This window comes from Pseudomonas sp. FG86 (assembly GCF_057808775.1).
This window is the reverse complement of the sequence record NZ_JBMDIS010000071.1, coordinates 16,624-35,401: the sequence shown is the minus strand read 5'-3', so window position 1 is coordinate 35,401 and position 18,778 is coordinate 16,624. Positions and strand designations below refer to the sequence as shown.

The window sequence follows — 18,778 nt, the reverse complement described above, 5'->3', positions numbered from 1 at the left end:
CAGTGAATGCATCTTTGGCTGACCCACTGCCATCGGAGGCAAGCCCCCTCCCACAGGGGTTCTGCATTTATCTTGAGGTCTTCACAAAGCCGGGCTTGAGGCCGAACACCTCCACGCCCTGCGGCGTCGATTGCCCGGTGGTCACCTTCACCTGCTCTACCGGCTTATCCATCGCCTCTCGATACTCCACTGTCATGCCATTCTCGCCACGGGTGATTGCCGGCGCCGGCACGATGATCGCCTGGGCATTGTTGTAAGTGACGATGGTCAAGCGTGCGCTCATCCCCAGCCGCACCCGCTGCAACTGCTGCGGCGTCAGCTTCGGGATCGACAGGGTCACAGGAAATTGCGCGCTGCCCTGGCTGTCGCCGGCTATCGCCAGGCCGCTGACCACGCTGACCGAGCCGGTCAGTCGCTCGCCATCAAAACCATCGCCCATCACTTCCACGGCCTGGCCCTGGTGCAACTGGTTGATGTCCAGTTCGGAGACCTTGGCGACGATTTTCAGCCGCTCGATATTGGCCAGGCCGAACAGCACCTGGCCCTGGCTGACCCTGCTGCCGGCCTGCACCGGTGCATTGTTGCTGCCGCCTTGGGCCGAAGGGGTGCTGCTGCCGGGCGCGGGCACGACGATGCCGGAGAATGGCGCCTTGACCTCGCGACCTTCGAGCAACTTGTGCAGGGCGTCGTATTTCACCGTGGCGTTGGTCAGCTCCATATCGGCAATTTGCCGGTACTCGCCTTTGCCTTGCTCCAGCGCCTGCTGCAGTTCGCTGCGGGCCGAGGCGAGGTCCAGTTGTTGTTGCTGGGTCTGTTGCTTGAGGTCGTCCAGCTCATTGCGCGGGATGATGCCGCGCTGGAACAGGTTTTCGCTCTCGGTGAGTTTGCGCTGGGTATTGCCGGCGGTCATTTCTACGGTGCGCAGGCTGCGGCGCGCACGGCTGACGGTGGGGCTGCTGTCCCAGTCCTGCATTTCCTGCACGGTGCGCCGCGCCTTGAGCTGTGCCGAGAGGGCGTCGCGCAGTTGCACTTCGAGGGTGGCCGGGTCCATGCGCAACAGCACCTGGCCGGCCTCGACCCGCTGGCCTTGTTCCACCAGGTTGGCCTCCACATTGCCGTCAAAGGGCGCGGTGAGGGTGAGGGTGGTGTCGGGCTCGATCTTGCCCACCAGGCCGATCTGGTGCACCAGCGGGTCGGGTTTCACCGCCAGCCATTGCTCGCCCACCGGCGCCGTGTTGGCGGCCGGGCTGCGCAGGCTCAGCGCGGTGATCCCCGCAGCCGCCAGCAGCACGATCAAGACAGCACCCAGCAGGCGTTTTTTGTCAGTAGTCATTGAGGGCGATTTCCCAGCTTTCCAGCGTCATGCCCAGGGTCAGATCGAGTTGGGTCTGGGCGTTCAAATAAGCGATCAGTGCATTGAGCTGTGCATTTTCGGCGTTGCGCAGGTCCGTCTCGAAGCTCAGCACCTGGAAGTTGGTGGAGCGTCCGGCGCTGAGTTTTTCCCGCTCGATGTCGATCTTGCGCCGCGACAGCTCCACGGCGCGCTGGGAGATTTCATATTGGCGCCAGCGCGTACCGAGGTCGCGCACCACATCGTTGACGTTGCGCTCCAGTTCCTGGCGCGCGTCGGTGATACGGATCTCCTGGTCCTCCACGTTCACCCGCGCACGCACTTCGGCCTGGCGCGTGCTGATATCACCGATGGGGATCTGCACCTGCACCCCGGCGTAGCTGTCCCAGGTGCGGTTGTTGGTGCTGCCGGCATTGTTATTGTAGGCATCGCGGACCTGGTTCGCCCCGGCCACCAGGTCCACTTGCCAGCGCCCGGAGTCCTTGGCAATCACCAGGTTGAGGTCGGCCTGCTGGCTGCCGAGCAGGGCGGCAAGGTATTCCGGTTGCTGGGTCTGCGCCAGGGTGAACGCCTGGCGCTTGTCGATTTGCATGGGCCTGGCTTCCAGGGCTTCGGTGGCACGAATCGGCGTCGACAGGTCCAGGGCCAGCAGGCGCAGCAGGGCCAGGCGGCTGGTGTCCAGTTGGTTTTGCGCCTCTTCCACGCCCAGTTGCTGGGTGGCGATGTCGGCTTCGGTCTGCACGATTTCGAACTCGGCCATGCGCCCGGCACTGATCAATGCCTTGTTCACTTCTAGCAACGTGCCCGAGCGCTTGAGGGCATCCTGCACGATGCTAAGTTGTTCCTGGGCGCGCAGCAGCTCGCGGTAGGTGGCGATGATCTGGCTGATGGTCTGCGCCACGGTGGCCTTGAGGTTCAGGCGGTTGGCCTGCTCCGACAGGCGTGACAGGCGCAGCGGCGCGGTGGTGGCGTCCCAGCCGGCGCCGCGCATCAGCGGTTGGATGATCGCCAGGTCGAGGCCGTCGCTGCGGTAGCGGCCGGCGCGGTCGGCGTTGGTCAGTTGCTGGGTCCACGCCATGCTCAGCCGCGTGCCGTATTCGCTGAGCAGGCTGGTGGCCGGCGCCAGGTTGGCGTTGCGTGTGTTGTCTGTCGAGCCACGGGTACTGCGGTAATAACTGTTGAGGGTGAGCTTGGGGTTGAACACATCTTCGGCCACGCGCAGGTCGAACTTCTGCGCCACCCGCTGCAGGTAGGCGCTACGGATCGCCGGATTATTGCGCAGGCCCAGGTACACGGCATCTCCCAGGGTCATGTTGGTGACTTGGGCGTTGAGCGAAACGCCACGCTCATACCCGCTGCGGGTGGTACTGGGCGCTGACGGTTTGATGACGACGTCGGCGGCCACGCCGTGCAGGCTGACCCAGGCGAGCAACCAGAGCCATTTACTCATCGCGCAGGGCCTCCACCGGTTGCAACCGCGAGGCCGAGACCGCCGGGTAGATACCGAAGAACAGCCCCACCAGCAACGTGCTGCCCACGCCCAGGGGCAGGGCGGCGACAGCCAGGGCGAATTCCCAGCCCGACAACCAGGCGTATAGCCAGGCGGCGGTCATGCCCAGCACGGCGCCGCACAGTGCGCCGACGGCGGTGAGGGTCACGGCTTCGAGCAGGAACAGGTTGCGGATATCCCGCTGGCGCGCACCGAGGGCCATGCGAATGCCGATCTCGCGTCGGCGTTCCGAGACGTTCATCAGCATCACATTCATCACACCGACGCCGCCGCCCACCAGGGAGATCGCCCCCAAGGCCAGCAGCAGGTAGGCGAAGGTGCGGCTTTGCCGGGTCATGCCATCGATCATTTGCTGGGGCACCGTGATCTCGACGTCGTGGTCGCTCAGTTGGGTTCGCAGCGCGACGGCGGCGTCCCGCGCCACGCGTTCCATGTCCTCGCCGGGGGCGGCGCGGATGATCACATTGCTGATTTGCGGGTTGGCGTAGATGCGGCGCATGCCGTCCGCAGGCATGAACAGCGTCTCGTTGGCCTGCACCGGCATCAGCATCGCCCGGGGCTGGTTGGACAAAATGCCCACCACCTGGAACAGGTAGTCATTGATGCGCACCCGGTCGCCCAGCTTCAGTGGGTCACCCGGCGCGCCCAGGGCCTGGGCGAGCTGGTCGCCGATCACGCCGTAGGTTTCATTTGCGTCGAAGGGGGACAGGAAGCGTCCTTCGCGCAGCACCAGGCGCATGGTCGGCGGGATATCCGGGGTGATGCCGACGAAGTTGGCGTTGGTGGTGCGGCCATGGAACACCATGGGCCCGCTGAACGGGGTGATCGCGCCGATATGGGCGATCCCCGGCACGGCCCGGCGTACGGCATCGAGGTCGAGCTGGGTGCGCATCGGCACGTTGGCGGTGCCTTTGGGCGGGAACTGGGCGATCAGGGTGTCGGTGCCCATGTCCTTGAAGATCATTGCGGCGTCCACCGCCGCGTTGTGGCCGATATTGATCAGCGCCACCACTGACGAGCTGCCGATCACAATACCCAGCAGCGCCAGGATCGAGCGCTTGCCCAGGGTGCGCAGGCTGACGAACGCTTCGTGCAGCAGTTGGCTGAGGCTCTGTTCGACCCGCAGGTTCATAGGCCGCCAGCCTCATGCACCACACCGTTGCGCACCAGGATCTTGCGCTCCAGGCGCTCGGCGATGTGCGCGTCGTGGGTGACGATGATCAGGGTGACCTGTTGCTCGCGATTGAGCGCCAGGAGCAGGTCCATGATCTCCTGGGCAGTGGTGCTGTCGAGGTTGCCGGTGGGTTCGTCGGCCAGGATCACCGAGGGGTTGCCGACCAGGGCCCGGGCAATCGCTACACGCTGGCGCTGGCCGCCGGACAGGTCGGCGGGGCGGTGATGAGCGCGGTCGGCCAGGCCAACCTGTTCAAGCATGCGCAGTGCCTGTTCTACCGATTCATGGCGTGATACGCCGCGATAGCTCAAGGGCAGCGCGACATTATCCAGGGCGCTGAGACGCGGCAGCAGGTTGAAGCTCTGGAACACGAAGCCGATCTGCTGGTTGCGGATCGCCGCCAGTTCATCGGGGCTGGCACTGAAAATATCGTGGCCGGCAAAGTGGTACTGGCCGCAGTTGGGCACGTCCAGCAGGCCGAGGATATTGAGCAGGGTACTTTTGCCGGAGCCCGAAGCACCGAGGATGCCGCAGCTATCGCCGCTGGCGATGGACAAGCACACATCATTGAGAATGGACAGTTGCTGCCCGGCGAGCTCATAGCGCTTGCCGATGCCTTGCAGGGAGATCAAGCCTGGGTGCGCGTGGGTGTCTGTCATCATGACTACGCCTGCAGTCTCGACGGTGCCGACACGCCCCCGGAAAATCGTTGTAACAAGTTCGGGAGCCGCCTGGTACGCGTCACGGACTGGTTTAATTTCTTGTTTTTAAAATATTGTTTGAATAGTAACCGCGTTCAATCCGCTTCGCCAGCCATGGATGTAGAGCGGTTTTACGCTTTGAAACGATTTCCAATGCGGCGCCTCACGCCCACAAAAAAACCTTCGGCGGCCTTCAATGCGCCACACTGCAAGGCTTTTCAATCATATGGCGCAGTGTCACTACTTGATTTCGAACGACGGCCCCGGTATAAAAAATCAAATAATTTTTTAAAACATATTTCCCACGTGGAACTTCTATGGTCGCGAAGAAAGTCAGCGCTCCAAACATTACCAAGACTCGATTGCTGGATGCGACAGAGGCTCTCTTCATAAAGTACGGATATGACGCGGTTTTGTTACGGCAGATTACCGAGCGTGCCCAGGTCAACCTGGCCGCCGTGAACTACCACTTCGGGGACAAGGACTCCCTGATGAAAACCTTGCTGATGCAGCGCCTGGAGCCGCTTAACGAGCAGCGCCTGGAGTTGCTGGCGCGCTGTGAAGCCGAATCCGACGGGCCCCTTGATTGCGACACGCTGCTGGGCGTGCTGTTTGCCCCGGCCATGGGCCTGGAACGCAGCGACCCCGCGAGCGGGGAAGGGCGCTCGTTCATTCGCTTCCTCGGGCGGGTGTACAGCGACACGTCGCCGTTTATCCAGGAATACCTCAAGGTGCATTACCAGCCGGTGTTCCAGCGTTTCTTCGAAGCCTTCGCCCTGGCCTTGCCGGACTTGCCGCGCAACGAGTTGGGGGTGCGCCTGCAATTTGCCCTCAAGGCGATTTCCGGGGTGATGGCCGGTACCGAACTGCGCCTGTTGATGAACTCCATGAGCCTGGGCCGCCCGGCCACGGATGCCGAGGTGATGGCCAAGTTGATCACCCTGGTGTCGGCGGCGATTCGCGTGCCGCAGCAAAGCCCGGAGGCGGAAAACGCGTTGGCCAAGGTGCTGGATACCCAGCGGGCCATTCGCGAACAAGCGGCAGCCCCCACCGCCAAGGCCTCACGCTGACCTCCCTGTAGGAGCGAGCTTGCTCGCGAAGAACGCACGATCACCGCGGTTAACCAGCCTGAGACCGCTGCGTTATCGTTTATTGCTTTTCGTGAGCAAGCTCGCTCCTACAGTGTTTTGCGCAGGCAAAAAAAAGCCCGCTGGGGCGGCGGGCTTGATGTGCAACGTTTGTAACGGATGAGGCTTCACCCTACGTCCCGGGATGTGAATAATTCGTGAAAAAAATGTAAGAGAAAGTATGAAAGTGTTGACGTGCTTAAACACGTCAAAAGGCCATCTGTTTATATCTTCCAGTGCCCCGCGCTTTTGGCCAGGCGTTGACGCAGTGCATCCACATTTGCCGCCAGTTGCACCGTCAACAATCGGTAGCCATCCAACGCGCTATAGACCGGCGCATCCAGTGTCGGCTTGTCGCCTCCGAGGTGGCCAGGCCGTTCCAGGCGCTCTGTCACCCCGGATTTCAACGCCCGCGCCATGCCCACCAGTTGCACCCGAATCTGCCGGTGCTCGGCCTTCAACATCACCTGCATGCGCGCCATCGCCTGCTCGTCACGCGGGTCCGGCCGGGTATTGCCGAGAATCTCCAGGGTGCTGATACACATGCGCAGGTGGCGTTGGATGTGATCCAGCTCGGTCATGGAAATTCGCACTTCCTTGGACACCGACGGCATCAGTGAGCGCAACTGCACTATGGCCGCGTTCAAACGGTTGAGCAGTTTAAGGTGCTCATCATCGGTGACCGACTGGCCGTTGATGATCCGGCTATAGATCGCGGCACAGTCGCGCAATGCGCTGGCCAGGTTGTAGCGCCACGAATACACGGCGTACAGCGGCAGGGCGAAGGAAAATGCCAGGGCCAGGACGATACCGATCAGGATATCGACGGTGCGCCACAAGCCATCCGACAGCGGGTTGTCGCCATGCCCGGCGACGATGAACACCGTGATCGCCGACAGCAACGCGATGTAGCCGCCCTTGCCGATGGCGTGATAGGAGAAGAACCCGCACACCACCGACATCAACAGGTAGGTCAGCAAGGGTTGGCCGAAGTAAGCCTGTTGCACCACCAGCAGCAAACCGACGCTGGCGCCGATCAAGGTGCCGTAGGCGCGCTCCACGGCTTTCTTGCCGATATTGCCGTGATGCTGCAAGCCGCCGATCACGATCAGCATGGTCACCGACGCCCACTCACCGTGGGGCAGGTTGATGCCGGTGGTCAGCAGGATCGTCGCCAGCAAGCCGATGGACACGCGCACCGCGTGGATCAGCTTGGCATGACGATAACGGCGATACGGGTCGAGCAGGGGGCGCAGCAGGCGCCGGGCGAAGAAGGGCAGGTTCATCAGTATTAAAGTGGCCTTGAAATTCAGGAGTTACACGGCCCCAGTGTGGGAGGGGGCTTGCCCCCGATAGCCGTGTCTCAGTAACAGATCGGTTGACTGATCCACCGTTATCGGGGGCAAGCCCCCTCCCACCTTTGGGTCCGGACCGTTGTCAGAAAATGTAGTCGGTGGTCAGGAAGCTCGAATCGCGGTTGCGCAGGATCTCGCTGAGCAACGCCTTGTTGCTGTCCTGGAACTTGGTTGCCACCAGGGTGCGGATCGAAAATACGCGCAACGCATCATGCACCGACAGCGTGCCCTCGGCCGAGTTCTTGCGGCCGTTGAAGGGGAAGGTGTCCGGCCCGCGTTGGCATTGGGCATTGATATTGATCCGGCCGACCTGGTTGGCGAAGGTGTCCACCAGGCGTCCGATTTGCACCGGGTCGGTGCCGAACAGGCTCAACTGTTGGCCGAAGTCCGATTCGAGCACGTAATCGACCACGGTTTCCAGGTCGCGGTAGGGCACGATCGGCACCACTGGGCCGAACTGTTCTTCGTGGTACACACGCATTTGCGGGTTCACCGGGTACAGCACCGCCGGGTAAAAGAACGACCCGCGACTGACGCCACCCTGGGCGTTCACCACCTGGGCGCCGTGCTGCGTCGCATCCGCCACCAGCGCCGTGAGGTAATCCACCTTGCCCACTTCCGGCAGCGGCGTCAGCGACACGCCGTCTTCCCATGGCATGCCGGGTTTGAGCGTGGCCAGTTTCTGGTTGAACTTCTCGATAAAGCGATCGACCACGTCTTCATGCACAAACAGGATCTTCAAGGCCGTGCAACGCTGGCCGTTGAACGACAGCGAGCCAGTGAGCGCCTCGCTGACCGCATTGTCCAGGTCCACCTGCGGCAGCACGATGCCGGGGTTTTTCGCGTCCAGGCCCAAGGCCGCGCGCAGGCGGTGTGGCTTGGGATGCAGTTTTTTCAGATCACTGGCGGCCTTGTTGGTGCCGATAAACGCAAAGATATCGATCTTGCCGCTGGCCATCAGCGCGCTGACGGTTTCGCGGCCGCTGCCGTAGATCACATTGATCACCCCGGCCGGGAAACTGTCGCGGAACGCCTCCAGCAACGGACGGATCAGCAGCACACCCAGCTTGGCCGGCTTGAACACCACGGTATTGCCCATGATCAGCGCGGGGATCAGCGTGGTGAACGTCTCGTTCAAGGGGTAGTTGTAGGGGCCCATGCACAGCGCCACGCCCATCGGCACGCGGCGGATCTGGCCGAGCGTGTCCTGCTCCAGTTCGAAGCGGCTGCTACGGCGATCGAGTTCCTTGAGGGCATTGATGGTGTCGGTGATGTAGTCGCAGGTGCGGTCGAACTCTTTTTGCGAGTCCTTGAGGTTCTTGCCGATTTCCCACATCAGCAGCTTGACCACCGCATCACGTTGTTCGCGCATGCGCCGCAGAAACGCTTCGACATGCAGGATGCGTTGCGCCACACGCATTGTCGGCCATTCACCCTGGCCACGGTCATAGGCGCGCACGGCGGCGTCGAGGGCGGTGAGGGCGGTGTCGGCATCCAGCAGTGGTGTGCTGCCAATCTGCACACGCGTGTCGCCCAGTTGCACGGGGCTGAGGACCTGGGCCAACGGACCGTCCCAGACCCGCAACTGGCCGTTGACCAGGTAATCACGCTGTTCGATAGGCGCCGCCAGGCGAAATTGCTCGGGAATGTCGGCGGTGGAAACGGGAAACAGCTGGGCGAGCAGGTTATCGGTGGTCATGTTGCTACCCCTGGAATAGTTGCAAAACATGACTAGAGAGTCACCCAACAACGGTCTCGATGGCAAGGCTTGTGCGCTTTGCAGTACGCAGGGGCGCGCGTGGCGGGTAAACTGCGCGGCTTTCTTGAAGGAGTTCATATGAGTCAGTACCAGCCGGGCATTCTTGCCGCTCCGGTGCCCTTGCAGGCACGCCATCTGTTTTTTGCCGTGGATTCCCTGGACGCCGTGCCCGCTGCGCTGGATGCGTTGGTGCAGCGTGTGGATTCGGCGGCCGTGGTCGGGTTCGGTGAGCCGCTGGTAACCGCCCTGGGCGCGCAGATCGACGGTTTGCGCCCATTCCCGGCTGTCAGCGGGCCAGGTGCGCACAACCCCTCCACCCAGCAGGCGCTGTGGGTGTGGCTGCATGGGGTGGATCGCGGTGAGTTGCTGTTGCGCAGTCGCGCCTTTGAAAAAGCCTTGGCCCCGGCTTTTCGCCTGGTGCAGTCGACTGAAGGTTTTCGCTTCAAGACCGGCTTCGACCTGACCGACTACGAAGACGGCACCGAAAACCCCCACGACGATGCCGCCGTGGAAGCCGCGCTGACCGACAGCGGTGCCAGCTTCGCCGCGATCCAGCAATGGCAGCACGACCTCGATGGCTTCGCCGCCTTGCCCGCCGAGGAGCGCGACCACATCATCGGCCGCCGCCATGGCGACAACGAAGAACTCGACGACGCCCCCGAATCCGCCCATACCAAACGCACCGCCCAAGAGAGTTTCACCCCGGAAGCCTTCGTGGTACGCCGCTCGATGCCGTGGGCCGAAAATGGCCAGGCGGGCTTGATGTTTCTTGCCTTTGGCCATTCCTTCGACGCGTTCGAAGCGCAACTGCGCCGCATGAGCGGGCTGGAAGACGGGATTGTCGATGGCTTGTATCGCATCAGCACACCGTTGACCGGCGGCTACTACTGGTGCCCGCCGCTCAAGGATGGGCGCTTGGCGCTCAATGCACTCTCGCTGGCGCCGGATACCGGCAGCGAGCGTCCAGCATAAGCCCGGCCGGTGCCGCGCGCGGGTGACTAGCCGAGCAATTCCACTCTGCCGCTGTGCAGCCGGTAGACACCCCCGACAATTCGCAACGAACCCTTGGCCAGGGCATCGGCCAACAGGCTTGATTCGGTTTTGAGCCGTGCAACGGTGTCGCTGACGTTTTGCGCGATGGCGTTCTCCAGGATGTCGCCCGGTGCCTTGAGCACCTTGGTGACGGACGGCTTGAGTGCGTCGGCCAGGCCCTGAATCTTGCCGGGGAAGCGCGCGTTGTCCTTGACCGCCTTGACCCCGGCAGCCACGGCGCCGCAGCTGTCATGCCCCAGCACCATGATCAACGGCGTGCCCAGTACCGCCACGGCGTATTCAAGGCTGGCCAACCCGTCATCGGTGACAAAGTTGCCCGCCACGCGTACGGCGAAAAGGTCTCCGCGACCGGTGTCGAAGGCGTATTCGGGGGCAATCCGCGAATCGGCGCAACTGAGTACGGCGACGAAGGGGTTTTGCCCGCCAACCAATGCCTCGCGCTCGTGCATAAAGTCATGCCGCTTGGTGACGCCGTCGGCATAGCGCTGGTTGCCCTCCATCAAGCGTTTGAGCGCCTGTTCCGAGTTGAGGTCGTTGGCGGCTTTCGGCGTCGGGGCGGCGTGGACCAGGCTGGCGGGTAACGCACTCGCCAGCATCAATGCACTTGCGCCAACGGTGGTCAGGCGCAGGAAGTTGCGACGGCTGTTGTTCGGTGGAACGTCAGAGGCGTGATGGGTGTCGCACATGGGCGCAGGTCTCGGCGTAGGGGGTTAGCGAAAGCGCCAAGGGTGCAAAGAATGCTGTGTGAAGGATGTAGGGGGTTTCTGCATGTGAAGTGGGATGAACATGAAAATTTCGACAGCCACGCAATCGCCCACTGAAAAAATCTGCATCTGCCCGTAACCTGTGGGCCTTTGCCACCTGCGTGAGTCGCTCCATGTCTTCTGTTGCCGATGGGTTGCCCTTTAACAAACGCCTGCCGGCGGTCATCGCTATTTCCCTGGGGATCGGCATGGCGACTCTGGACACGGCCATCGTCAACACGGCGCTGCCGACCCTGGCCGAAGGGATCGGCACCGATTCCGCCTCGGTGATCTGGGTGGTCAATGCCTACCAGTTGGCGATTATCGCCACGGTATTGCCGTTCGCTTCGTTGAGCGATGTGCTGGGCCATCGCCGGGTGTACCTCGGCGGTTTGCTGCTGTTTATCCTGTCTTCGCTGTTTTGCGGATTGGCCGGGTCGCTGGTGACCCTGACGGCGGCGCGAGTGGTGCAGGGGTTGGGCGCGGCAGCCATCATGAGCGTGAATACGGCGCTGTTGCGGCATATCTACCCGTCGAAAATGCTGGGCCGTGGCCTGGGCTACAACTCGTTGGTGGTGGGGCTGGCCTTTACCCTGGGGCCGACCGCCGCGTCGGCGATCCTGTCGGTGGCGACCTGGCACTGGCTGTACCTGATCAATGTGCCGTTGGGGCTGTTGGCCCTGGTGTTGGGCCTGCGTTCATTGCCGACCCTGCCCATGACCGGGCATGCCTTCGACCGTCTGGCGGCCGTGCTATGTGCCGGGTTATTTGCCTTGCTGGTCCTCGGCCTGGGCACGGCGGTGCACGGCGCCCAGGGCGCGCTGACCCTGGGCCTGGTCGCGCTGGCGCTGGTCTGTGGCGCGTTGCTGTTGCGTCGGCAGGCCGGCCACCCGGCGCCGATGCTGGCCCTGGATTTGTTCAAGCGGCCGGTGTTTGCCTTGTCTTCCCTCACGGCGATCTGCGCGTTCAGCGCCCAGGGCCTGGCCTTTGTGTCGCTGCCCTTTCTGTTGCAGGCGGTGCTCGGGCATAGCCAAGTGGAAACGGGCTTTCTGATGACGCCCTGGCCAGCCGTCGTGGCGGTCATGGCGCTGGTGGCGGGGCGCCTGGCCGACCGTGTCTCCCTAGGGGCGCTGTGCGGCATCGGCCTGCTGATGCTCAGTGTCGGCATGGCCGCGCTGGCGACGCTCGGCAGCGGCGCGTCGACGTTCGATATCGGCTGGCGCATGGCACTGTGCGGCGCCGGGTTTGGCTTTTTCCAGTCGCCCAACCTCAAGGCGCTGATGACCAGTGCGCCGTTGGCGCGCAGCGGTGGGGCCAGTGGCATCGTGGCGATTTCACGGTTACTGGGGCAGACGTTGGGCGCCTCGCTGGTGGCATTGTGTTTCCACCTGTTCCTGGGCAGCGGTCCGCAATATGCCTTGTGGCTGGGCTGCGTGTTCGCATTGGTGGGCGCCGTGGCCAGTGGCTTGCGCTTACTGCCCTATGGGGAAAAAGCGTGATTGGGCGTTGTAAAACCCGGCGCGGGAAGGCTACCTTGGCGACCTGAATATTTCGGGATGTTTCAGATTTATGTCCAGCCTGGCCCTCCGCACCGCTGATACTCACTCCCGTCGCGCCGCGCTGACCCTTGCCTTATGCCTGCCCAGTGATGTGTTGCTCTACCTGCTGCTGCCGATGGAGTACCAGGCGTTCGGCATCACTTTGGCCCAGGCCGGGGTGTTGTTGGCCGCCAACCGCCTGGTACGGATTTTCGGTTACCGGCATGTATTGAATTTTTACGCGCGCCACGGCGACCGCTTGACCTGCATGATCGCGGCGGGGGCCGCGACATTGTGCGCCGTGGGCAATTCGATGCTGTCGGGGTTTGCCGCCCTGCTGGGCTTGCGCCTGGTCTGGGGCTTGTGTTTTGCCGCGTTGAACCTGTCCACCCAGGTGCTGGCCACCTCGGAGCCTGCGGGCGCCGCGCGCCGGGCCGGGCGATCGCGGGCGTTGATTGCGCTTGGGCCGATGCTGGCCTTGCCCCTGGGTGGGTTGCTGACGTTGTGGGCCGGGCCGCGTCCGATTTTCCTGATTCTTGCCGGCTGCTGCCTGGTGGGGCTGTGGATGGCGCGCGGTTTGCCCGGCACCGGGCACGACTTGCACAGCACCCCGGGGCGACGTTTCAAATGGCCCGACAGTGTGGCGCTCTGGTCATTTATCGAAGGCGTGGCGCTGGATGGCTTGTTTATCTTCGGTCTGTCGATTCAGGCGCAGAAGATCATGGGCGGTGACGCGGTGCTGATCGCCGGGGGCTTGATGGCCCTGCGTTACCTGTCGGAATTGCTCCTCAGCCCCTTGGGGGGGCGCGCGGCACAACGCTTCGGCGCCACCGCCATGTTGTTGCTGTTTTCGTTCTTGAGTGCACTGGCCCTGGCTGCGTTTGGCAGCTATTGGGTGATCATCGGCGCGGCGGCCGTGCTGGTGCTGCGCGCCTTGCAACTGCCCCTGGTGACTACCCTGGTGGCCGAGCGCAACCCCGGTGCCATGCGGGTGTCGGCGTTGGCGTCGAACGCAGTGTGGCGCGATATCGGTGCCGGCCTCGGGCCGCTGCTGGCAGGCCTGTTGCTGCCGGTGGCGTCGGCGCCCTGGGTGTTTGGCCTGGCGGGCGCGGCGATTGCGGTAAGTGCGCTGTTCTGCTGGCGCGCCAAGCGTTCCAGCTGATGGGGCAGGGCGCGTGTATCCGCAGGCTCAAGCGGCTTTGATACTGTCCAGCCAGGCGGGGTTGAAGCGGGTTTGCTCGGTGTCGAGCCCCAGCGCCTGCATCTTGGCCTTATGCGCCTCGATCTCGCCAACCAACTGCGCCTGGGCGCTGGAGTTGGCGTCCAGCTCGTGCATTTGCGTCAGCCCCAGGTGGTAGAAGCGCAGCACCTTGAGCGCGGTCGGGTCGTTGGCCTGCACCCGTTCGGTCACGGTGTGCATCACATTGGTCACGCGCATCAACTGGCGCTTGAGCTGCCAGCCATACACCGCGGGCGCCAGCCACGGCTGGTGCCACAACGGGCCGCGCACCAGGGCAACAGTGATCAACACGCCGGCAAATACACCACCGACGTTGAAGCGAAAGTTATCACCACCAGGCTCGCCGAACAGCATCACGGCCAGGCTCGACAGCAGCATAGTCAGGGCCACGAAAAGCACGGCCACGATCAGCGTGCTGCGACGGGTCTGACGGCGGTAGGTGACGGGGTCGCAGGGTTTGAGCTCGAACATCCGGGGCAGGTCTCCAGAAGGAATGTGCCGGCATCTTCTCATGCCTGGGGCAATCAAGTTGAACGATGGTTTGCGGTACTTCCTCTAAAACGATGCAGGCCACTAACCCCCGTGAGGTGAAGCATCATGCCCGAATACAAGCAGCCGCCGCCCGGCACTCCCGACCCCGACCGCACACCCGGTGAAGAAGAGCGCGATAACGATGCATTGCGCCCCAATGATCCGAAGGAGCGTGACGAACACGATGAGGTGGAGCGCGTCGAGCAAGACCTGGAAACCCTCCACGACAAAGCCCGCCCGCTTTAACAGGAGACAGTCATGAATAAACCCTCGGATGGCCCACACTCCAACGAACATGCCAGCGGCCAGGATGAGCTGGGCTTCGACCCGGACTCGCCGGATGTGGCAGACCCGCAGGTCGACCCGGTAGGTCCGGCCATCGCCCCGCTGGATAGGAAAGGTAAGGACGAGGCGAAAAAAAAGCCGCCCTACGATCCGTTGGGCGACTTGAAACACTAATACGGGCCCCGCCATTGAGCGGGGCTTTGCTTTATTTGGGCGGTGTCCAACTGACGTCGGTGATGCCGTATTTCTCTGCCCAGGGCCGCGTGGTTTTTTTCACCTGCTCGTGACCTACCCGGCCGATACGACTGACATGGGCGATGTCGGCGTCGACGGCTGCCCAGTGCCAGGCTTCGGCGTTGTTCATGATTTCTGCGCGCACCACAAAAGATTTCGGCTGGCCGTGCAGTTGGTAGTGGATGGTGTAGATTTTTGCGGTACTCATGTTGCCTCCCTGTCTTGTTCATAGATGGAGAGGAAAGCGTCCAAAAAGGTTCACTCAAAATGACAAGGTGCATGCCAGGACGGCATAGTGACGCCTTTGCACCGTGCCCAAGGATTGCGCCATGCTCCAGCTGACCCATAGCCGTTTGTACCTGCAACACCTCGGTTACGATGCGCCGCCCCCGCCTACGTTGCAGACCCTGCGGGATTTGCAGCTGCGTCATGTCTGCCGCTTTGCCTTTGAAAGCCTGTCGACCCTGATGAAGCTGCCGGTACCGATCGACCTGCCCAGCGTCGAGCAAAAAGTGTTGTTCGAGGGGCGCGGTGGTTATTGCTACGAGTTGAACCAGATGTTTCTCGCGTTGCTGCAGGAACTGGGTTTCGACGCGCGTGGGATCACCGGCAGGGTGGTGATGGGCGGGCCACCCGATGCACGCACCGCGCGGACCCATCGCCTGAGCCTGGTGACCCTGGACGGCGTGCGCTATATGACCGATGTCGGCTTTGGCGGCATGGTGCCCAGCAGCCCGTTGCTGCTGGACACCGAAGCGGTGCAGGCGACCGCCCATGAACCCTATCGCCTGACCTTCAACGACGGCAGCTACACCCTGTGGGCCCTGGTCGCCGGGGAGTGGCGCGGCTTGTATGTGTTCGACCTGCAAGTGCAGGCGGACATCGATTATGAAATCGGCAATTGGTACGTCTCCACCCACCCAGGTTCGCCGTTTCTTGGCCAGTTGAAAGTGGCACTGCTGGCGCCCGGTCGACGCCACACCTTGAACAACGCTGACTATGCGATTCACACCCTGGATCGCCCCAGCGAAAAACACCGGATAGACAGTGCCGACGAATTGTCGAGGGTGCTGCACGATACCTTCGGTATTCGCCTGCCAACGCATCCGCAACTTCGCGAAGCGCTGGAGGGCTTAATCCTGGGGCGTCCGTAAGCGCGCGACGAACCGGAAATCAACGAGCTTGACGGGAAACTCACCAACAACGTACCTGCTGCCGGGCTTAAACCAAGTCAGCCGGTTGCATCGTCAGAATGATTTTTCCAACATTCTCGGATGATTCCATTCGGCGATGGGCATCGGCCGCACGAGACAGCGGGAACGTGCTGTCAACGACCGGCTCCAGACTTCCGGCGCCCTCGAAGCGATCAAGCCAATGCTCGCGGAAGCGCTTGATCATGTCGTGCTTCTCTGGCTGTGTACGGGACTTCATGACCGTACCGATGATTTGCAAGTGACGGTAAAGGATGTGCTCCAGTTCTACGCTTACCTTACCGCCTCCGCCCAGGATACCGACCTGTACCAGCCGGCCTCCATGGGCAAGGGAAGCGATGTTGCGTGCGAAGTAGGGCTCGCCCACGAAATCAATGACGACATCAACCCCTCGACCATGGGTTTTATCGGCGATGACTTGGGCAAAATCCTGCGTCTTGTAGTCAATGGCCGTATCGGCTCCCAAATGTTCGACACGCGCCAGCTTGCTGCCGTCGGTTGTCGCATACACCGTGGCCCCGGTGGCGTATGCCAGTTGCACGGCGGCAGATCCCACACCACCCGCAGCGGCATGGATCAATACCGAATCGCCGGACTTGAGCCGAGCCAGGTGCATCATTGCTTCATGGGCGGTGACGAAGACCTCGGGAATAGCGGCTGCGTGCACATAGTCCAACTGCGCAGGAATAGGCATGGCCATGCGATAGTCGATGCGTGCAAGCTCGGCGTAGGCCCCACCGCCGACAACGCCCATCACTCGATCTCCGATCTCAAAATCCTTGACCTCATCACCTTTGCCAATCACCTCGCCGGCGATCTCCAGACCGATGATCGGTGAGTCACCGAAATTTGGATGGCCGTAGCCACCTGTTCGATGGGTCAGATCCGCACGGTTCACACCCGCCGCATAGACCCGTACCAGCAAGTCAGTCGGGCGGACTTCAGGGGTGGGAGCGTCTGCCAGTTCAAGTACGTCCGCCGCGCCGAAGGCGCTAATGCTGATGGCTTTCATGGTCAGTTTTTCTCCGATTCGGTAAACGTGGCATTGGCGATAGCGGAGGCGGTGATGGCGCCTGGAAAGCCTACGTAGAACGCCAGGTGAGTGATCGCGGCGGCGATTTCGTCATGGGTCACCCCGTTGCTGACTGCCCGTCGCAAGTGCGCGGGCAACTCTTCAGAGTGACCGCCGGCAATCAATGCCGCCACGGTGATCAGGCTTCGGTCGCGCGGGGACAATGCCGGGTCGCTCCAGATCTGCGGATACAGCGTTGAATCGACGAATTGCGACAGCTTGGGTGTAAACGCCCGGGCCGCTTCACGAGGGCTGCTGAAATTGAGCGTGGACATGATGAGGTCTCCTTAAGCCTGGCTGATGAATTTGTGGGTGAGGTAGTGCTCGATGCCTTCAATGCCGCCTTCCGAACCGTGGCCGCTTTCTTTCATGCCGCCGAAGGGAAGTTCCGTGGCGACGATGCGGTATTGGTTGATGCCGATCATTCCGGCCTCCAACCCGTCAGCGACGTCAATGGCTGTTCGAGCGCTGGACGTGAACGCGTAGGCTGACAGCCCGTAGGGCAGCCGATTTGCCTCCTTCAAACCATCCGCCAAGTGATCGAATGGCATCAGTACGGCGATAGGCCCAAAGGGTTCTTCATGCATGACTCGGGCGCTCATAGGCACATCCGCCAACACGGTGGGCTCAAAAAAGTAGCCGCTGCATTCCAGGCGTTTACCACCGGCCAACACGCGTGCACCTTTGGCGACGGCATCAGCCACCAACGCTTCCATCTTGGCCAACTGCCTTGGATTGGCGAGCGGTCCAACCTGGGTACCAGGCAGCAGGCCATCGCCAATGTTCAACGCGAGGGTGGCCGTCACAAAGTGATCGACAAAGGTTTCGTAGACGTCACGCTGAATCAGAAACCGCGTTGATGAGATGCAGACTTGGCCAGTCCCGCGGAACCGATGGGCAACGCCTTCGACGGCGGCTTTTTCGACGTCGGCGTCATCGAATACCAGCACTGGCCCGTGCCCTCCCAATTCCAGGGTGATGGGCTTGACGCCTTCTGCCGCGCGGGCTGATAGCAGCCGCCCGATGGGAACCGAACCCGTAAAGGTCACCTTTCGAATGATGGAGGAGGCGATCAGGTGGCTGGAAACCTGATCCGGTACACCAAAGACCACCTGCAACACGCCTTTAGGCAAGCCTGCATCGTCGAGTGCACGCGCCAGGGCCAGCGCCGTGGAGGGGCTTTCTTCCCCTGGCTTGAGGATGACACTGCAACCTGCGGCCAAGGCTGCCGAGAGCTTGCGCGCGGGCGTAATGGCTGGGAAATTCCAGGGCGTGAACGCAGCGACAGGACCGATCGCTTGGCGTTTTACCAGTTGCAGCACACCGGGACGATTGGCCGGCACTACGCGCCCATCGATGCGGCGTGCGCTTTCGGCAAACCACTCGAAGTATTCAGCCGCACGCGTGACCTCATCCAGGCTTTCTGCAAGCGGCTTGCCCTCTTCAAGGGTCATTTGCTCGGCAATGTGGGGGGCGCGCTCCAGGATGAGATCGGCAGCACGTTTGAGAATTTTTGCGCGCTTGTCAGGTACGGTCTGGCGCCATTGCTCAAAGCTCAGTTGCGCCACTTCGAGGGCGTGATTGAGGTCGTCGGTGGTGGCGAGTGGAACGCGCCCGATCTCACGTGCGGTTGCGGGGTTGACGACAGCAGCGGTTGCGCGTCCTTCGGCACTGATCCATTCACCACCGATAAAGAGATAAAGCGGGTCGTAAGACGTGTTCATGGGGTTGCCCTTCGGTTGGATTATCAAACGTTCATACAGCTCGGCGCCTGGGGTGCCGCGGCAGGGCTTGTTCAGGCGCCCTGTGCAACCCAGTCTATGGACTGGGAACCGTTTGATTTAGCCGGCCAGGAGGGAATCATTGTTGTGTCTGGAGGGAATATCGAGCACAG

19 protein-coding genes are annotated in these 18,778 nt (G+C 62.2%); 7 read left to right on the top strand and 12 right to left on the bottom strand.

The window, feature by feature from the left end:
• Window positions 1-67: 67 nt before the first annotated feature.
• Genes ACODSV_RS28530 through ACODSV_RS28515 form a run of 4 tightly spaced genes read right to left on the bottom strand, consistent with a single transcriptional unit; the run spans window position 68 to window position 4,697 of the window.
• Window positions 68-1,333, bottom strand: a complete 1,266-nt coding sequence (locus ACODSV_RS28530; RefSeq protein ID WP_150054636.1) for an efflux RND transporter periplasmic adaptor subunit — start codon at window positions 1,331-1,333, stop codon at window positions 68-70.
• Window positions 1,323-2,801, bottom strand: a complete 1,479-nt coding sequence (locus ACODSV_RS28525; RefSeq protein WP_024076199.1) for a TolC family protein — start codon at window positions 2,799-2,801, stop codon at window positions 1,323-1,325. Before ACODSV_RS28525 ends, ACODSV_RS28530 begins: the two co-directional genes overlap by 11 nt.
• Window positions 2,794-3,993 carry an ABC transporter permease gene (locus tag ACODSV_RS28520; protein ID WP_069076508.1) on the bottom strand — a complete coding sequence of 400 codons (1,200 nt, stop codon included), beginning with the start codon at window positions 3,991-3,993 and terminating at the stop codon, window positions 2,794-2,796. The genes ACODSV_RS28525 and ACODSV_RS28520 overlap by 8 nt, the downstream gene beginning before the upstream one ends.
• Window positions 3,990-4,697 carry an ABC transporter ATP-binding protein gene (locus ACODSV_RS28515; protein WP_069076509.1) on the bottom strand — a complete coding sequence of 236 codons (708 nt, stop codon included), beginning with the start codon at window positions 4,695-4,697 and terminating at the stop codon, window positions 3,990-3,992. The genes ACODSV_RS28520 and ACODSV_RS28515 overlap by 4 nt, the downstream gene beginning before the upstream one ends.
• 356 nt (window positions 4,698-5,053) lie before the next feature.
• On the opposite strand from ACODSV_RS28515, the gene ACODSV_RS28510 reads away from it, so the two are divergent.
• Window positions 5,054-5,806 (top strand): TetR/AcrR family transcriptional regulator, encoded by a 753-nt coding sequence (locus tag ACODSV_RS28510; RefSeq protein ID WP_150054637.1) that lies wholly within the window; start codon window positions 5,054-5,056, stop codon window positions 5,804-5,806.
• 281 nt (window positions 5,807-6,087) lie between these two features.
• On the opposite strand, the gene ACODSV_RS28505 is transcribed toward ACODSV_RS28510, so the two are convergent.
• Together ACODSV_RS28505 and ACODSV_RS28500 are read right to left on the bottom strand one after the other, a co-directional pair.
• On the bottom strand, window positions 6,088-7,149 hold the full coding sequence (locus tag ACODSV_RS28505) for an FUSC family protein (protein WP_150055818.1): 1,062 nt from the start codon (window positions 7,147-7,149) through the stop codon (window positions 6,088-6,090).
• Between the two features lie 151 nt (window positions 7,150-7,300).
• Complete coding sequence (locus ACODSV_RS28500; RefSeq protein ID WP_150053860.1) at window positions 7,301-8,917, bottom strand: NADP-dependent glyceraldehyde-3-phosphate dehydrogenase; 1,617 nt, start codon at window positions 8,915-8,917, stop codon at window positions 7,301-7,303.
• A 138-nt stretch (window positions 8,918-9,055) separates the two neighbouring features.
• Here ACODSV_RS28500 and ACODSV_RS28495 point away from each other — a divergent pair, with 138 nt between their 5' ends.
• Window positions 9,056-9,949 (top strand): Dyp-type peroxidase, encoded by an 894-nt coding sequence (locus ACODSV_RS28495; RefSeq protein ID WP_150053861.1) that lies wholly within the window; start codon window positions 9,056-9,058, stop codon window positions 9,947-9,949.
• Between the two features lie 26 nt (window positions 9,950-9,975).
• Here ACODSV_RS28495 and ACODSV_RS28490 read toward each other — a convergent pair whose 3' ends face one another.
• Entirely contained in the window at window positions 9,976-10,716 is a 741-nt protein-coding gene (locus ACODSV_RS28490) for a carbonic anhydrase (protein WP_150053862.1), read from the bottom strand.
• Between the two features lie 191 nt (window positions 10,717-10,907).
• On the opposite strand from ACODSV_RS28490, the gene ACODSV_RS28485 reads away from it, so the two are divergent.
• Window positions 10,908-12,272, top strand: coding sequence for an MFS transporter (locus tag ACODSV_RS28485; protein ID WP_024076192.1), 1,365 nt, complete (start codon window positions 10,908-10,910; stop codon window positions 12,270-12,272).
• 70 nt (window positions 12,273-12,342) lie between these two features.
• Window positions 12,343-13,473, top strand: a complete 1,131-nt coding sequence (locus ACODSV_RS28480) for an MFS transporter (protein ID WP_024076191.1) — start codon at window positions 12,343-12,345, stop codon at window positions 13,471-13,473.
• A 27-nt stretch (window positions 13,474-13,500) separates the two neighbouring features.
• Here the strand turns inward: ACODSV_RS28480 and ACODSV_RS28475 are convergent, their stop codons facing one another.
• Entirely contained in the window at window positions 13,501-14,022 is a 522-nt protein-coding gene (locus ACODSV_RS28475; protein WP_150053864.1) for a DUF3087 domain-containing protein, read from the bottom strand.
• A gap of 126 nt (window positions 14,023-14,148) precedes the next feature.
• Here ACODSV_RS28475 and ACODSV_RS28470 point away from each other — a divergent pair, with 126 nt between their 5' ends.
• Together ACODSV_RS28470 and ACODSV_RS28465 are read left to right on the top strand one after the other, a co-directional pair.
• Entirely contained in the window at window positions 14,149-14,328 is a 180-nt protein-coding gene (locus ACODSV_RS28470; RefSeq protein ID WP_024076189.1) for a hypothetical protein, read from the top strand.
• A 12-nt stretch (window positions 14,329-14,340) separates the two neighbouring features.
• Window positions 14,341-14,541, top strand: coding sequence for a DUF6021 family protein (locus ACODSV_RS28465; protein WP_024076188.1), 201 nt, complete (start codon window positions 14,341-14,343; stop codon window positions 14,539-14,541).
• A 31-nt stretch (window positions 14,542-14,572) separates the two neighbouring features.
• Here ACODSV_RS28465 and ACODSV_RS28460 read toward each other — a convergent pair whose 3' ends face one another.
• Window positions 14,573-14,809 (bottom strand): DUF6555 family protein, encoded by a 237-nt coding sequence (locus ACODSV_RS28460; protein WP_024076187.1) that lies wholly within the window; start codon window positions 14,807-14,809, stop codon window positions 14,573-14,575.
• Between the two features lie 121 nt (window positions 14,810-14,930).
• Between ACODSV_RS28460 and ACODSV_RS28455 the strand changes: the two genes are divergently transcribed.
• On the top strand, window positions 14,931-15,755 hold the full coding sequence (locus ACODSV_RS28455) for an arylamine N-acetyltransferase family protein (RefSeq protein WP_024076186.1): 825 nt from the start codon (window positions 14,931-14,933) through the stop codon (window positions 15,753-15,755).
• Window positions 15,756-15,822: 67 nt separating this feature from the next.
• On the opposite strand, the gene ACODSV_RS28450 is transcribed toward ACODSV_RS28455, so the two are convergent.
• The 3 genes from ACODSV_RS28450 to ACODSV_RS28440 are packed head-to-tail and all read right to left on the bottom strand — an operon-like array spanning window position 15,823 to window position 18,608.
• Entirely contained in the window at window positions 15,823-16,824 is a 1,002-nt protein-coding gene (locus ACODSV_RS28450; RefSeq protein ID WP_102625037.1) for an NAD(P)H-quinone oxidoreductase, read from the bottom strand.
• A gap of 2 nt (window positions 16,825-16,826) precedes the next feature.
• Window positions 16,827-17,159 carry a carboxymuconolactone decarboxylase family protein gene (locus ACODSV_RS28445; RefSeq protein WP_024076184.1) on the bottom strand — a complete coding sequence of 111 codons (333 nt, stop codon included), beginning with the start codon at window positions 17,157-17,159 and terminating at the stop codon, window positions 16,827-16,829.
• A 12-nt stretch (window positions 17,160-17,171) separates the two neighbouring features.
• The gene (locus tag ACODSV_RS28440; RefSeq protein WP_150053865.1) at window positions 17,172-18,608 is read right to left on the bottom strand and encodes an NAD-dependent succinate-semialdehyde dehydrogenase; all 1,437 of its coding nucleotides are present in this window, start codon (window positions 18,606-18,608) and stop codon (window positions 17,172-17,174) included.
• Between the last annotated feature and the right edge of the window lie 170 nt (window positions 18,609-18,778).

Coding starts and splice junctions, on each gene's coding strand:
- ACODSV_RS28470 (WP_024076189.1), top strand. CDS start 14,149: ATGCCCGAATACAAGCAGCCGCCGCCCGGCACTCCCGACCCCGACCGC.
- ACODSV_RS28490 (WP_150053862.1), bottom strand. CDS start 10,716: ATGTGCGACACCCATCACGCCTCTGACGTTCCACCGAACAACAGCCGT.
- ACODSV_RS28485 (WP_024076192.1), top strand. CDS start 10,908: ATGTCTTCTGTTGCCGATGGGTTGCCCTTTAACAAACGCCTGCCGGCG.
- ACODSV_RS28500 (WP_150053860.1), bottom strand. CDS start 8,917: ATGACCACCGATAACCTGCTCGCCCAGCTGTTTCCCGTTTCCACCGCC.
- ACODSV_RS28505 (WP_150055818.1), bottom strand. CDS start 7,149: ATGAACCTGCCCTTCTTCGCCCGGCGCCTGCTGCGCCCCCTGCTCGAC.
- ACODSV_RS28525 (WP_024076199.1), bottom strand. CDS start 2,801: ATGAGTAAATGGCTCTGGTTGCTCGCCTGGGTCAGCCTGCACGGCGTG.
- ACODSV_RS28450 (WP_102625037.1), bottom strand. CDS start 16,824: ATGAAAGCCATCAGCATTAGCGCCTTCGGCGCGGCGGACGTACTTGAA.
- ACODSV_RS28520 (WP_069076508.1), bottom strand. CDS start 3,993: ATGAACCTGCGGGTCGAACAGAGCCTCAGCCAACTGCTGCACGAAGCG.
- ACODSV_RS28440 (WP_150053865.1), bottom strand. CDS start 18,608: ATGAACACGTCTTACGACCCGCTTTATCTCTTTATCGGTGGTGAATGG.
- ACODSV_RS28465 (WP_024076188.1), top strand. CDS start 14,341: ATGAATAAACCCTCGGATGGCCCACACTCCAACGAACATGCCAGCGGC.
- ACODSV_RS28530 (WP_150054636.1), bottom strand. CDS start 1,333: ATGACTACTGACAAAAAACGCCTGCTGGGTGCTGTCTTGATCGTGCTG.
- ACODSV_RS28510 (WP_150054637.1), top strand. CDS start 5,054: ATGGTCGCGAAGAAAGTCAGCGCTCCAAACATTACCAAGACTCGATTG.
- ACODSV_RS28455 (WP_024076186.1), top strand. CDS start 14,931: ATGCTCCAGCTGACCCATAGCCGTTTGTACCTGCAACACCTCGGTTAC.
- ACODSV_RS28445 (WP_024076184.1), bottom strand. CDS start 17,159: ATGTCCACGCTCAATTTCAGCAGCCCTCGTGAAGCGGCCCGGGCGTTT.
- ACODSV_RS28495 (WP_150053861.1), top strand. CDS start 9,056: ATGAGTCAGTACCAGCCGGGCATTCTTGCCGCTCCGGTGCCCTTGCAG.
- ACODSV_RS28475 (WP_150053864.1), bottom strand. CDS start 14,022: ATGTTCGAGCTCAAACCCTGCGACCCCGTCACCTACCGCCGTCAGACC.
- ACODSV_RS28460 (WP_024076187.1), bottom strand. CDS start 14,809: ATGAGTACCGCAAAAATCTACACCATCCACTACCAACTGCACGGCCAG.
- ACODSV_RS28480 (WP_024076191.1), top strand. CDS start 12,343: ATGTCCAGCCTGGCCCTCCGCACCGCTGATACTCACTCCCGTCGCGCC.
- ACODSV_RS28515 (WP_069076509.1), bottom strand. CDS start 4,697: ATGATGACAGACACCCACGCGCACCCAGGCTTGATCTCCCTGCAAGGC.